Origin of the sequence: Cycloclasticus sp. (genome assembly GCF_019090545.1) — a bacterium.
Lineage (GTDB): Bacteria > Pseudomonadota > Gammaproteobacteria > Methylococcales > Cycloclasticaceae > Cycloclasticus > Cycloclasticus pugetii.
In genome coordinates, this window is the sequence record NZ_JAHRVT010000029.1 from 1 (window position 1) to 13,794 (window position 13,794).

Annotated in this window: 14 protein-coding genes; all 14 read right to left on the bottom strand. The window is 38.9% G+C overall.

Annotation, left to right across the window (positions count from 1 at the left end):
- On the bottom strand, positions 1–1,122 hold a 1,122-nt coding region (gene lpxB / locus KUG63_RS06540; protein ID WP_287554475.1), incomplete at its 3' end, for a lipid-A-disaccharide synthase.
- Between the two features lie 40 nt (positions 1,123–1,162).
- Positions 1,163–1,933 (bottom strand): acyl-ACP--UDP-N-acetylglucosamine O-acyltransferase, encoded by a 771-nt coding sequence (gene lpxA / locus KUG63_RS06545; RefSeq protein WP_015005832.1) that lies wholly within the window; start codon positions 1,931–1,933, stop codon positions 1,163–1,165.
- Entirely contained in the window at positions 1,930–2,379 is a 450-nt protein-coding gene (gene fabZ, locus KUG63_RS06550) for a 3-hydroxyacyl-ACP dehydratase FabZ (RefSeq protein WP_015005831.1), read from the bottom strand. The genes lpxA and fabZ overlap by 4 nt, the downstream gene beginning before the upstream one ends.
- Positions 2,379–3,401, bottom strand: coding sequence for a UDP-3-O-(3-hydroxymyristoyl)glucosamine N-acyltransferase (lpxD, locus tag KUG63_RS06555; protein WP_287554478.1), 1,023 nt, complete (start codon positions 3,399–3,401; stop codon positions 2,379–2,381). Before lpxD ends, fabZ begins: the two co-directional genes overlap by 1 nt.
- Before the next feature lie 25 nt (positions 3,402–3,426).
- Positions 3,427–3,936 carry an OmpH family outer membrane protein gene (locus tag KUG63_RS06560; protein WP_287554480.1) on the bottom strand — a complete coding sequence of 170 codons (510 nt, stop codon included), beginning with the start codon at positions 3,934–3,936 and terminating at the stop codon, positions 3,427–3,429.
- A gap of 96 nt (positions 3,937–4,032) precedes the next feature.
- Positions 4,033–6,261 carry an outer membrane protein assembly factor BamA gene (bamA, locus tag KUG63_RS06565; protein WP_277642110.1) on the bottom strand — a complete coding sequence of 743 codons (2,229 nt, stop codon included), beginning with the start codon at positions 6,259–6,261 and terminating at the stop codon, positions 4,033–4,035.
- 149 nt (positions 6,262–6,410) lie between these two features.
- On the bottom strand, positions 6,411–7,766 hold the full coding sequence (rseP, locus tag KUG63_RS06570) for an RIP metalloprotease RseP (RefSeq protein WP_020162112.1): 1,356 nt from the start codon (positions 7,764–7,766) through the stop codon (positions 6,411–6,413).
- The gene (ispC, locus tag KUG63_RS06575; protein ID WP_020932690.1) at positions 7,766–8,944 is read right to left on the bottom strand and encodes a 1-deoxy-D-xylulose-5-phosphate reductoisomerase; all 1,179 of its coding nucleotides are present in this window, start codon (positions 8,942–8,944) and stop codon (positions 7,766–7,768) included. The genes rseP and ispC overlap by 1 nt, the downstream gene beginning before the upstream one ends.
- Positions 8,941–9,762, bottom strand: a complete 822-nt coding sequence (locus KUG63_RS06580) for a phosphatidate cytidylyltransferase (protein WP_073024372.1) — start codon at positions 9,760–9,762, stop codon at positions 8,941–8,943. The genes ispC and KUG63_RS06580 overlap by 4 nt, the downstream gene beginning before the upstream one ends.
- A 3-nt stretch (positions 9,763–9,765) precedes the next feature.
- Positions 9,766–10,509 carry a polyprenyl diphosphate synthase gene (uppS, locus tag KUG63_RS06585; protein WP_020162109.1) on the bottom strand — a complete coding sequence of 248 codons (744 nt, stop codon included), beginning with the start codon at positions 10,507–10,509 and terminating at the stop codon, positions 9,766–9,768.
- An 88-nt stretch (positions 10,510–10,597) separates the two neighbouring features.
- On the bottom strand, positions 10,598–11,155 hold the full coding sequence (frr, locus tag KUG63_RS06590; RefSeq protein ID WP_015005823.1) for a ribosome recycling factor: 558 nt from the start codon (positions 11,153–11,155) through the stop codon (positions 10,598–10,600).
- Positions 11,156–11,169: 14 nt separating this feature from the next.
- Positions 11,170–11,883 (bottom strand): UMP kinase, encoded by a 714-nt coding sequence (pyrH, locus tag KUG63_RS06595; protein WP_015005822.1) that lies wholly within the window; start codon positions 11,881–11,883, stop codon positions 11,170–11,172.
- 4 nt (positions 11,884–11,887) lie between these two features.
- Complete coding sequence (tsf, locus tag KUG63_RS06600) at positions 11,888–12,772, bottom strand: translation elongation factor Ts (protein ID WP_015005821.1); 885 nt, start codon at positions 12,770–12,772, stop codon at positions 11,888–11,890.
- A gap of 78 nt (positions 12,773–12,850) precedes the next feature.
- Positions 12,851–13,648 carry a 30S ribosomal protein S2 gene (gene rpsB, locus KUG63_RS06605; RefSeq protein ID WP_015005820.1) on the bottom strand — a complete coding sequence of 266 codons (798 nt, stop codon included), beginning with the start codon at positions 13,646–13,648 and terminating at the stop codon, positions 12,851–12,853.
- Positions 13,649–13,794: the final 146 nt, after the last annotated feature.

Genomic DNA, 13,794 nt, shown 5'->3' on the forward strand with positions numbered 1-13,794 from the left:
AGCCTGACGTGTCAATTTTATTTTCATTTTATTAAATTCATTCACTATAGTTTGAGTCTTATCTTTATCTTGGTAAAAACTAACCAATTCTTCAGTTAACGTAGCGACTTTAATGTCATCTTGTAAATATTCTTTAACCAATTCTTTGCCTGCTATTAAGTTTGGCATCGATACGAAGGGTGCTTTTAGTAAATCGAATGTTTTAATGACCCATGCAGTTAGTGCTGATAATTTGTAGGCAACCACCATCGGTTTTTTAAACAACATCACCTCAAGCGTTGCTGTACCAGAAGCCACTAACACCATATTGGCAGCTGCAATCATTTCCGTAGTCGCCCTTACTTTTATCTCTAAATCGAGCGTCAACCCCGACGCTCTATAATATTCTTCAAATTTATCTGCAACCACTTGATCTGGCATTGGTACTAAAATTTTGAGTCCAGAAATATTATTTGAGCAATTATAGGCGGTCTGTAAAAATAAAAAACTATGTCGTTCAAGCTCACCAAGCCTGCTACCGGGCATTATTGTTAATACCGGTTGTTCACTGTGTAATCCTAAAGACTGTCTAGCCGCCTGTGTATTGATAGGATGTTGATGCTTATCGGCTAATGGGTGCCCTATAAAATAAGCTGGGACAGCAGTATCTTTAAAATAAGTTTCTTCAAAAGGAAAAATACATAACAAGGCATTTAACGAACCAATTAGTTTCTTAATTCGTTTTGGCCGCCATGCCCAAACGGTTGGGCTGACATAATGAACTGTTTTAATTCCTTTTTTATAGAGCTCGCGTTCTAGTTTTAGATTAAAATCGGGCGCATCTATCCCAATAAAAACATCTGGGTTCTCACTGATTATGATTTTTTTTAAGTGCTTTCTAATCCCCAGTAATTCCGGTAAATGTTTTATCACTTCAAATAAGCCAAAAACAGATAATTTAGACATCGGATAATACGATTGAAAACCTTCAGCTAACATTCTTGGTCCACCAATACCGGAAAACGTTGCATTAGGGTACCTTTCTTTCAATCGTTTTATTAGACCAGCACCCAAAATATCACCAGAGTGCTCACCGGCAACCAGCATAACTTTTATAGGTTTATCAATAATTGTGGGCATCATAGTAAACGCACGGTAATCCTTGTGAAGCTTACCTGTCTAACTATCGTAAAATACTGCGGCTAGAATTCTCTAAAAAATCCAACATGATGGTTAACTCGGGGTGATCTTTTACAACATTGACTAATTCTGCTTTAGCATCAGCTAACTTTAAGCCTGATTTATAAAGCAATTTATAGGCTCGTTTAACCTGCAAAATAGTGTCCGCTGAAAAGCCACGCCTATCTAATCCAACCGTATTGATCCCATGAGGTTTGGTAGGTCGACCACCAACCATTACAAAAGGCGGCACATCTTTTGTAATCGCGCTACCCATAGCTGAAAAACAATGATCACCCAAATGACAAAACTGATGGACGATGGAGAAACCGCCCAAGATAGCATTATTGCCAATATGTACATGACCACCTAATGAAGCAGCATTAGCAAGAATAACATCGTCGGCAATCACACAGTCATGAGCAACATGTGTATAGGCCATGAATAAATTATTACTACCAATTTTCGTAATATTTTTATCCTGTGTTGTGCCTCTGTGAATTGTTGTGAATTCGCGGATTTCGTTATTATCACCAATTTCTAAGAATGACTCTTCACCAGCATACTTCTTATCTTGAGGGTCTTCACCAATAGACGAAAACTGATAAATTCGATTGTTTTTGCCTATTGTTGTTGTTCCATTAATCGTAACGTGAGAAGAAACAACCGTTCCAGTGCCTATCGAAACATTCGCTCCGATAACCGTATAAGGACCAATTTTTACATTCTCATCTATAGACGCTGTTGGGTCGATAATAGCCGTTTGGTGAATCATTTAGTCGACTCCTTTGAGGCACACATAATCTCAGCAGACACAACCAATTCTCCATCGACTGTTGCGGACGCTGAAAAGGACCAAATATTTCGTTTATTCTTTTTGAAAACCGCTTCTATCATTAATTGGTCGCCGGGTACAACAGACCGTTTAAAACGCGCTTTATCGATACCTACCAAGTAGTATTCGCCAAAGTCTTCACCACGATCTGTTAATGTTTTCATCGACAACAGACCCGTTGCTTGTGCCAATGCTTCAATAACCAATACGCCTGGCATAATCGGGTTATGTGGGAAATGACCGGTAAACTGGGGTTCGTTGTAAGTGACATTCTTAACGGCTAACAACCTTTCGCCCGCCTCATACTCAACAACTCTATCAATCATTAAAAAAGGATAACGGTGTGGCAAGAATTCCATTACTTTTCTTACATCATCAAGCGACATTAATTTTCCTTTTTTAACTTTATTAAATAATTGATTTTTTTGGTTAATTTATCAAGTTGCTTAAAGCGAACTGCATTCTTAAGCCAATCTGTATTTTTTTGAAACGGTGTACCTGATGAATAAACACCGGCTTCATTAATTGAATGCGTAACCATTGTCATGCCGGTTACATGCACACCATCTGTTATCGATATATGCCCTACTAGTCCGACACCACCAGCAAATGTGCAATATTTTCCAATTTTCGTACTACCGGCTATACCAGTACAAGCAGCTATAGCTGTATGGTCACCAATCACAACGTTATGTGCTATCTGAACTTGGTTATCAATTTTAACGCCATCACCAATAACTGTATTATCTAAAGCACCGCAATCAATCGACGTATTAGACCCTATTTCAACATCATTACCAATAACAACATGTCCAAGTTGAGGTATTTTACACCAACCTTTTTTATCATTGTATGGTGCATAGCCAAAGCCATCACTACCTATCACAGTACTTGGGTGAATCGTAACGTTATCGCCTATTTTCGTCTCTTCTCCAAGACTTACATTGGCGACTAACTTAAGATTATTACCAATCACTACTTTATTGGCAATGACGCATCCAGGTCCTATATAACAACCTTTACCAATGGTGACATCATCACCAATAACAACATGAGGAGCCAGCACGCAATCCTCAGCAATATTTGCATTATCACCAATTACAACCGAAGCATGAATACTGCCCACTCTTGGAGGGGCGGCATGAATCACATTTGCTGCTTTTGCGTACGCTAAATATGGGTTTTTAACAATCAATGCATTGCCATCATATCCTGCTAAAAAAGCATCCGATAAAATAACAACGCCCGCATTGGTTGTCTGTAAATCTGTAATGTACTTTTTATTATAGATAAACGATAGCTGATCAGATCTAGCTGATTCAAGCGTAGCACAACTAGTGATTTGATAGTTTGGGTCACCGATTAAATCAGCATCAATAGCGACCGCTAATTCTTGTAAAGTCAGCATTAATCAACAGCCATTTTGGTTAACGCTATTTACCAGTAGATAGACGGTTTTGAACTTTATTGGTTATATCAACTGCGCCACTCGCAAAAACAACACCATCATGAAGCACTAAATCATATTTTTCAGCTTCTGAAAGCCCTTTAATTGCTTCGAAAACTAATTTTTGTAACTTGGCTAACTCTTCGTTACGTCTTAAATTAAAGTCTTCTCTAAACTCTTCTTGGTCACGATTGAGCGCACGTTTCTTTTCTAGCACGTCACGCTGTAAGCGTCGTGTTTCAGACTCACTCGTTAATTTGGCATCACGAGCAAGTTTTTCATCTAGTTTTTTGATTTCCTTTTGACTCGCTAATAAGCGTTTATTTCTTGGAGAAAATTCTTTTTCCAAAGCCACCTTTGCTTTTTCTGCCTGAGGTGCTTTTTCTAAAATCCTAGCTACGTTAACAAAGCCAATTTTGATGTCGGCAGCTTGCGCGGTACTTAGAAGTCCTACTGTTAATATGCTAGCAATTAAGATCTGGTTAAAAAGTTTCAATGTGTTCTCCTACTGTTTACATTACTATTATCAATACCCATCAAGGTATATTTCGTTAAGTTGAAGTGGTGCCTGTAGCCTCGGTTTTAGCCGATTTTATATCCCTGAGCCAAAGGCAAATTGGAATGTTTGCACCTCATCATCTTCTCCATCATTAATAGGCATTGCTAAACTGAAGGATAATGCGCCAAATGGAGACAACCATTTTGCTGACACACCAACAGAATAACGTAACTCACCTACGTCTATCTCATCATCATAAACATTACCAGCATCAACAAAAGTACTCATTCTGACGCTTTTATTATCTGGCATAAAGGGTACAGGAAAGATGAATTCTGCATTACCCACTAATTTAACACTGCCGCCAATTGGATCGTCAAAAATATCCCGAGGACCTAGTGTATTATCTGTAAAGCCCCTGACAGAGCCTTTACCGCCGGCATAATAATTTTCAAAGAACGGTAAGCTCTCAGCATCGCCATATGAATCACCATAACCAAAATCAGCATTCAAATAGAGTGTTGTATTAGTACTGATTGGGAAATATTGCTCTTGATTATATGACAACTTATAAAACTCAAGATCGGAACCCGGTACTGTAATGATGCCAGATAAACGTTTTGACCCACCTCGCGTTGCAAACACAGCACGATTCCTTGTATCAGTGCCCCATGAAGCAGAAGCTTTTAAGTTAGTAAAAGAATTACCATTTTCAACAATAAATTTATTTATTTCACCAAAAAACAGATTATTGTCTAACTGAATATCAGTGAACTCTAGATCCAAACCTAGACCAATCTTATCACTTTCATTTAATGGCAAGCCAAAATTAACGCCCATATTAAATGTTTCAGTTGCGTAATTTGAGCTGTTGGCTTTATTATAGTCGGTTGTTCTATAACTGATGTTATAGCCTCGGCTCACGCCGTCAACTGTGTAATACGGATTGGTATAACCCAAACTATAAATAGTGTTAACTGAGCTATTATTAAAGCTAGCACTCATCCGCTTACCAGTGCCTAAGAAGTTGTTTTGACTAATACTCGCATTTAACACAATTCCTTGTGATTGAGAAAACCCAGCGCCGGCTAAAATATTGCCCGATGACTTTTCTTTAACCGTGTATTTAATATCAACCTGATCACTGGTACCAGCAACGGGTAAGGTTTCCACGTCCACTTCATCAAAGTGGCCTAATCGTGACAACCTAGCTTTAGAATGATCAACCGCTCTGGTTGAAATGGATGCCGCTTCCATTTGTCTAACTTCTCGCCTTAGAACCTCGTCACGTGTTTTAGTATTCCCTTCCATCAACACACGTCGAACATAGACACGTTTCCCAGGGTCAACAAAAAACGTTACTTTGACTGTTGATGATTCATTATCAATTTCAGGAATCATATTGACATTTGCAAACGAGTAGCCCGCCTGCCCAAGAATGGTAGTAATGTATTCTGATGTTTGCGTTGCTTTTTTCCTAGAAAAAACATCTGTTGGCTGAACAATCACGTAAGGGATTAACTTATCAGGATTAACAATCAACTCACCGGCCAGTTTTACTTCACTAACTGTGTGCACCTTCCCTTCATTGATATTGATAGTGATGAAAATTCCATTTTTATCAGGACTAATTGAGACCTGTGTGGATTCAACTTTAAAATTGATGTAACCACGATCTTGATAGAATGAGTTCAAACGTTCTAAATCAGCCGATAATTTCTGTTTTGAGTATTGATTACTATTCGTATAAAAACTAATCAGAGTTGGACCTGTTAACTCAAATACCGACAAAATCTCTTCATCTGAAAAAGACTTATTACCAACAATATTAATTTTCTTAATACTTGCTGCTGAACCTTCTACAACACTGATTAATACAGCCACTCGATTACGCTCAAGTGTTGTCACTTTACTGCTAACCTCTGCTGAATATTTACCGTTATTGTAATATTGCTGAAGTAATTCGTTTTTAACTTTATCGAGAACTAGTGGGTTAAATACACGTCCTACTTCCATACCAACATCACCAAATGCTTCAAGCAATGTTTCGTTTTCGATATCATCGTTGCCTTCAATTTCGATACTGGTAATCGCTGGACGTTCTTTTACATTAATAATGACTATGTCATCATTCAGGTCCACATTGATATCGCTAAAAAAGCCCATTTCAAAGAGTTCTCGGATAATCTCCCCAGATGTCTCCTCTTCAAATTGATCACCTACTTTCAGACTTAGCGCATTAAAAACAGCACCCGCCGTGATCCGCTGCAATCCATTAACCCGTATATCTTTAACCAGCACCGGTTCTTCTGCAAATGCCACATTTGAGCTGAATAGAACAAATAGTATAAAAACTGGAAGAAATAGTGTTCTGATTTTTTTTATCACAATGCGTTTTAATGTTATGTTCGTTTAAGGCGTATCGAGCAAGTATAGATAAAACAATCCATTGACTCAATACGTATTTTTATTTAACCAATTATTCGACCAATGTCGATAAAAATGGCCAACACCATCATACAAAGTAAGACAAATAAACCCACACGCATAAACAGACCTTGAGCCTTTTCAGAAACAGGCTTCCCTTTAACCGCTTCAATGAGGTAAAAAAACAAATGACCGCCATCTAACATAGGAATCGGCAATAAATTCATAACACCTAAACTAACGCTGACAAATGCCAAAAATTTTAAGAATGGTATTAGACCTATTGTGGCCGTTTTACCTGCATATTGAGCCAAACTAATAGGCCCACTTAAGTTCTGCACAGATGCCTCTCCAATCAGCATTCTGCCAATTAACTTAACAGTTAATATTGAATAATGAACCGTTTGAGTGGCCGCTTCTACTATCGCTGAAAAACCATTCAATGAATACGTAGTATAAAAGTCATTTGACACCTCATCGACCCATGGGGACACACCAATTCTTCCAATCGGGCTATCATTTTCTATGATTTTTTGCGGAATAAGGCGTAATGCTAAGCGCTCATTATTTCTTAGCACTATTATAGAAATGCTTTTTTCTGGGTTTGCACGAATAACTGAGACCCATTGTTGCCAACTATCGACCTCTTCATTATTGGCAGACAGAATCAAATCACCCCTCTTTAACCCCGCTAAATCAGCTGGCTCAGCAGAAACAATATTGCCAATCATCGGTTTTAATGTCGGCAAAAAAGGCTCAATACCAAGCTTATTAACAATATCGTTTGGCTCAGGAATATCTCCCGATTGGACGTTAAATTGAATGTCTTTTGTTTGTCCACCAGGTGTCTCAACGGTGAGATCAACCGAGCCATTATCAATCATTTCACTGGCAATTAAGCCAATGGCCACACGCCATATAGTTGCTGGACGATCATTGACAGCAAGAATTTCATCACCAACTTCAATACCTGAATGAATAGCAACACCAGCCGGGTCTAGTTTACCAACCACAGGCTTCAAACCTCTTTCGCCAACTGTTAGAATTAGCCAAAAAACCAAGAAGGCAAACACCAAGTTAAAAACAGGGCCCGCTAAAACGATAAGGAAACGACTTAGCAGAGGTTTATTATTAAAGGCTAGCTTTTTCTCACTCTCTTCGACGTTTCCTTCACGCTCATCGAGCATTTTCACATAACCGCCTAACGGTATACTTGCAATGACATATTCTGTCTCGTCATTTTTCCTTTTAAATTTAATTAACGGTTTACCAAAACCGACAGAAAAACGTAATACTTTCACACCACATTTACGCGCCACCCAAAAATGGCCGAATTCATGAACGGTAACCAAAATACCTAAGGCCAAGATAAAAGAGGCCATTGAAATAATAATGCTCATTAACCGTTCTCCAAACAATTTTTTGCAACCTGACGTGCTTGTGCATCTGCGCTTAAAACGCTTTCAATTGAGTCAGCAGGGCTCACTGTTGTAATACTCAACACCTGCTCAATCAATGTGGAAATACCAGTGAACGCTAATTCTTTTGCCAAAAATGCTTCAACGGCGACTTCATTTGCTGCATTTAAGATCGCTGGTGCTGTTCCTTTAGCATCTAAAGCTTCATAAGCTAAACGTAAGCAAGGGAATTTTTCATATGAGGCTGATTCAAATGTTAATTGATTATTCACTAGAAAATCCAGCGCTGACACGCCACTCTCATGCCTTTTTGGCCATGCTAATGCATGTGCTATGGGTGTGCGCATATCGGGGTTTCCAAGTTGCGCTAAAACAGACCCATCCACATAATCAATCATCGAATGAACAATACTTTGAGGATGTATCAGCACATCTATTAATTCAGCGGGCATATCAAATAAATAACTCGCTTCAATTAACTCCAAACCTTTATTCATCATAGTCGCTGAGTCAACAGAGATTTTATGCCCCATTGACCAGTTTGGGTGTGCACAAGCCTGCTCGACCGTTACATTATCCAACTCACTGGCATTAAGATTCAAAAAAGGCCCACCAGAAGCCGTTAAAATTAATTTTCTAACACCCTCAGCACGTTGCCCAGCCTTGTATGCATCGGGCATACATTGAAATAAAGCATTATGTTCGCTGTCTAACGGTAGCAAGGTGGCACCATTTTGTTTCACTACAGACATCAATAAATCACCCGATACAACTAAAGATTCTTTATTCGCCAGTAAAATTGTTTTACCTGCCTTAGCAGCCGCTAAAGTTGACAATAAACCAACCGCTCCAACAATGGCTGCCACCACAATATCAGTCATTGAATGTTTAGCAACAAACTCTAAAGAATCCATGCCAGATAACACTTGGGTTTCACATGCGTCAGAGCGTTCCAATTTCCCTCTAAACGCATCTGCAAGCTCAGCATCTGGAACCACTGCATAAGTTGGCTTAAATTCTATACATTGCTCTAATAACCGCCCAATGTTTTTATTAGCTGTCAGTGCAACTACTCTGTAAGCATTCTTATTGAGTCTTATAACATCAAGCGTACTAACTCCAATTGAGCCAGTTGAGCCAAGCAAGCAAACATTTTTCATGTGAACAGTTTTGTCATTAACAGACAAGCAACATAAACAGGAGCTGCCGCAATAAGGCTATCAATACGATCAAGAACGCCACCATGACCCGGTAAAATTGCCCCACTATCTTTAACGTTTACACGTCGCTTCATAAGGCTTTCAAATAGATCCCCAAAAACCGAGACAAAGGCAACAAACACCGACACACTTATAAACATGGTACCGTTGTTAATTTCAAAATATTGATCTGCAAAAAAAGCCAACAATAAACAAGCTAATGCACCACCAATGACGCCTTCTATAGATTTTCCAGGACTAATAAGAGGTGATAATTTATGACGCCCAAATGAACGGCCAGCAAAATAAGCTCCACTATCAGCAACCCACATCAACAATAATAGGTACATTAAAAGCTCAGGGCCTTGTTCAAAATTGAGCCTCAACTGGTAAAGCGATATGAATATTAAACCAAGCAATAAATAGCCAATTAAAAGCATCACAGGGCGCGCTACTTTATTTGCCAGTAAATCTTGCGCTTTAGTTATCAGCAACACGATCGCCAATAACCAAAATATTAAACTAGCGTAAAAAAAACCACTTAAAAAAGGTTCATTTAAAAGCGTTAAACCAAACGAAAACAGCAAGCCAGTTATCGCAAATATAGATTTATATAGCTTGCTTTTTACAGCACTTAAAGCAGCCCATTCATAGCCAGCTATCAAAACAATTAGACTTAGAACCCCTATAAAAAATGGTTCAGAAGAATACATTACAATCCAGACCACAGCTGGAATCAATACTATGGCTGTTAGAAGCCTCTTAGCGAGACTAGTCATTCCTTAACCATCTTCATCAAGTTGCTCACCTGTCTGTCCGAACCGACGCTCACGAGAAGAGAAATACTGAATGGCCACATCAAGAGCATTCTTATCAAAATCTGGCCAAAGTGTGTCTGTAAAATAAAGTTCACTATAAGCTATTTGCCAAAGTAAAAAATTACTAATTCGCTGTTCACCACCTGTTCTTATGAATAAATCAGGGTCTGGTATAGCTGCAGTGGATAAAAAGTCTTCTATGTTCAGGTCTGTTAAAGGAATGTCTTGACTGACTGCATGTGCCATCATACATTGGCTTGCCTGCGTAATATCCCATTGGCCACCATAATTTGCTGCAATGACCAGCAATAAACCAGTATTTTTAGCTGTTAATAACTCAACATCTATAATTTTTTGTTGTAACGACTGGGACAGTTTGGTTTTATCACCAATTATTTTCAAACGAATATTATTGTTATGTAATCGTTTTGCTTGTGTTTTTAGCGTCAACATAAACAAGTCCATCAGCACATTAACTTCTTTCGCTGGGCGACGCCAATTTTCGCTGCTAAATGCAAACACTGTTAACACTTCTACACCGTAGCTTGCGCACGTTTCGATAGTGGTTCTTAATGCATCTACGCCCGCTTTATGGCCTGCTGTACGAGGTTTACCCTGAGCGGTAGCCCAACGCCCATTGCCATCCATTATGATGGCAATGTGCTTAGGGCTTTTTTTTATATTTTTTTTAACTTGGTTGTCAGTCACAAGAATCCTATTTATCTCTTTTGACAACGTCGTAAAAACTTAGATCAAGGTTAAACACACTGAAAGCACACGATGTTAGGTTCATTGCCTACATTGACATCAAGTCAGCTTCTTTTACCTCAAGGTGCTTATCAATATCTTTTACATGCTGATCGGTGATTTTCTGAATTTTTTCTTCACCAGAGCGAAGTTCATCTTCAGTAATCATCTTTTCTTTTAACGCCTCTTTAAACTCAGAGTTTGCGTCACGACGAATGTTTCTAATCGCAACTTTCGCAGCTTCTGCCTCACCACGAACCACTTTAACAAGATCGCGACGCCTTTCTTCTGTTAATGGTGGCATTGGTACACGAATGACATTACCAGCAGTCACTGGATTAAGCCCGAGATCTGCCTTCATAATAGCCTTTTCAACTGGGCCAATCATACCTGCTTCCCACGGCATAATAGACAATGTTCTAGCGTCTTCAATATTAACTGTTGCTACTTGATTTAAGGGTGTATCAACATCGTAGTAAGACACAACAATATGCTCTAGCAAACTTGGGTGCGCACGACCTGTACGAATTTTTGTCAATGCTTTTTGAAAAGACTCAACGGATTTACCCATTCTTAGGTTTCCATCTTTAACAATATCTTCAATCATAATTATCTCTACCGTTATTCTACAAGTGTGCCAATATCATCACCCATCACAAGACGTTTAATAGCACCTTTATCAAAAATATTAACGACCCTTAATGGTAACTTATGATCCCTACAAAGTACCAATGCTGTTGCGTCCATAACATTTAAACGCTGATCAATGGCTTCATCAAAACTAATACGTGAATACAGCGTGGCATCAGGGTTTTTAACCGGATCATCAGAATAAATGCCATCCACTTTTGTTGCTTTAATCAGCAATTCAGCCTCAACCTCAATACCTCTGAGGCTCGCTGCCGAATCAGTGGTAAAAAATGGATTACCGGTCCCTGCTGCAAAAATAACCACGCGGCCTTTCTCAAAATGTCTAACCGCTCTTCTACGTTTAAAGCTTTCGCATACTTGGTTAATTTGAAGCGCTGACATAACGCGAACATCCTGACCAAGAGACTCTAATGAATCTTGCATCGCTAAGGCATTAATGACTGTTGCCAACATACCCATATGATCACTGGTCACACGATTCATAACATCTGAAGCTACTTCAGAACCACGTAAAATATTTCCACCACCTATAACAAGACCAACTTGAACACCAATGTCACATAGCTGCTTAACTTCTTCTGCTAGCCTTAAAACTGTATTACCATCAATACCACCAGCGGAGTCGCCCATAAAGGCTTCCCCGCTGAGTTTTAGCAATATTCGTTTATATGTCAACTCGCTCATTAAATTAATCGCCTCGTACTTGAGCCATTACTTCAGATGCAAAATCTTCTTCTTTCTTCTCGATACCTTCACCTACTTCAAAGCGTACGAAAGATACGACTTTAGCATTATTAGATTTTAATAATTGCTCAACCGTAACATCACCATCTTTAACGAATGGTTGACCCAATAAGGTGACTTCTTTTAAGAATTTTTTAACTTTACCAACGATCATTTTTTCAACAATCTCAGGTGGCTTACCACTTTCAGCAGCTTGCCCTTTAAAAATTTCTTTTTCCTTTTCAATAGCCTCTGCAGGTACTTCTGCTTCAGAAATACATAAAGGATTGGTCGCAGCAACATGCATAGCAATATCTTTTGCTAATTCAACAGACCCACCTTCCAATTCAACCAACACCCCAATACGGATACCGTGCAAATATGAACCGACAACGCCTGATTCAGGCTTAATGGTTTGAAAACGTCGAACATTAATGTTTTCACCAACTTTAGCAATCAATGCACGTCGTTTTTCATCAACTGTCACAGATTCACCGTCAATCGTTGCATTATTTAATGCTTCAACATCAGCGACGTCATTATTAACAATCGTGTTTGCAACCACTGTAGCAAACTCAACAAAATCATCACCTTTTGAAACAAAGTCAGTTTCACTGTTAATTTCAACAATCGTTGTTGCTGATCCATCACCGGATGTTGCAACCTTTAAAACACCTTCAGCAGCAATACGCCCAGCTTTTTTATCTGCTTTTGCCATGCCTGATTTACGCATGTTTTCAATCGCAACTTCTAAATCACCACCTGTTTCTACTAATGCTTTTTTGCATTCCATCATGCCAGAACCCGTTCTTTCACGTAATTCTTTGACCATTGCAGCTGTTACACTCATTCTAAACCTCTGTCTATATTAATTAATCATAAAAACGCCCCCAACAGGAGGCGTTCATTGTCTTCTAAGCTGTAGCGATTAACCTTCTTTGCTTACTTCTTCAGTTGCTGCTTTTTTTACAGCTGTTTTTTTCACAGCCGGTTTTTTAGAAACTGATTTAGCCACTTCTTTATTATCAACTAATTCTTTAATTACGCTGGCTTTACCTTCAAGAATCGCACCGGCAAAACTTTGGCAATATAGTGTTAAGGCTCTGATTGAGTCATCGTTACCTGGTATTACATAATCCACATCATTAGGTTTATTGTTTGAATCAACAATACCAATCACTGGAATACCTAATTTAGCCGCTTCTTTAACTGCGATTTTTTCATAGCCTACATCCATTACTACAATAGCATCGGGTGGGCCTTTAAGGTCTTTAATACCGCCAACACTGCGCTCTAGTTTTTCCAGCTGGCGCATGAACTTTAAACCTTCTTTTTTGCTAAAACGATTCAAGCTACCGTCTTCACGCATCGTTTCAAGTTCTTTTAAACGATTAATTGATTTTTTGATGGTACCGAAGTTTGTCAACATACCACCTAACCAACGGTGATCAACATATGGCATGCTGCAACGTTTTGCTTCTTCTGCAACTGTTTTACGAGCGGCTTTTTTTGTTCCAACAAACATGATAGTGCCTTTGTTTGCTGCTAGTTTGTTGATGAAATTTAATGCATCATTAAAAAGAGGTAAGGTTTTCTCTAAGTTAATGATATGAATTTTGCCACGCTCACCAAAGATGTAAGGGGCCATTTTAGGGTTCCAGTACCTCGTTTGGTGACCAAAATGGACACCAGCTTCGAGCATTTCACGCATTGTGATTTTAGACATTTCTTTTAATTCCTTATGTTATAGCCAGCCAGATAATCTGACATGACTCGGGTTGATAACTACCACGCATCCCAAACGGTAACCTGATTTAATTCAAGCACCCTACCGGATGTGTTGATGCATGTGATCGTTGTTGCCAAAAGTGG

Excerpts from the sequence above, each read along its gene's own strand:
- lpxA (WP_015005832.1), bottom strand. The coding sequence starts at position 1,933 with ATGATTCACCAAACGGCTATTATCGACCCAACAGCGTCTATAGATGAG.
- fabZ (WP_015005831.1), bottom strand. The coding sequence starts at position 2,379 with ATGTCGCTTGATGATGTAAGAAAAGTAATGGAATTCTTGCCACACCGT.
- lpxD (WP_287554478.1), bottom strand. The coding sequence starts at position 3,401 with ATGCTGACTTTACAAGAATTAGCGGTCGCTATTGATGCTGATTTAATC.
- rseP (WP_020162112.1), bottom strand. The coding sequence starts at position 7,766 with ATGAGCATTATTATTTCAATGGCCTCTTTTATCTTGGCCTTAGGTATT.
- ispC (WP_020932690.1), bottom strand. The coding sequence starts at position 8,944 with ATGAAAAATGTTTGCTTGCTTGGCTCAACTGGCTCAATTGGAGTTAGT.
- KUG63_RS06580 (WP_073024372.1), bottom strand. The coding sequence starts at position 9,762 with ATGACTAGTCTCGCTAAGAGGCTTCTAACAGCCATAGTATTGATTCCA.
- frr (WP_015005823.1), bottom strand. The coding sequence starts at position 11,155 with ATGATTGAAGATATTGTTAAAGATGGAAACCTAAGAATGGGTAAATCC.
- pyrH (WP_015005822.1), bottom strand. The coding sequence starts at position 11,883 with ATGAGCGAGTTGACATATAAACGAATATTGCTAAAACTCAGCGGGGAA.
- tsf (WP_015005821.1), bottom strand. The coding sequence starts at position 12,772 with ATGAGTGTAACAGCTGCAATGGTCAAAGAATTACGTGAAAGAACGGGT.
- rpsB (WP_015005820.1), bottom strand. The coding sequence starts at position 13,648 with ATGTCTAAAATCACAATGCGTGAAATGCTCGAAGCTGGTGTCCATTTT.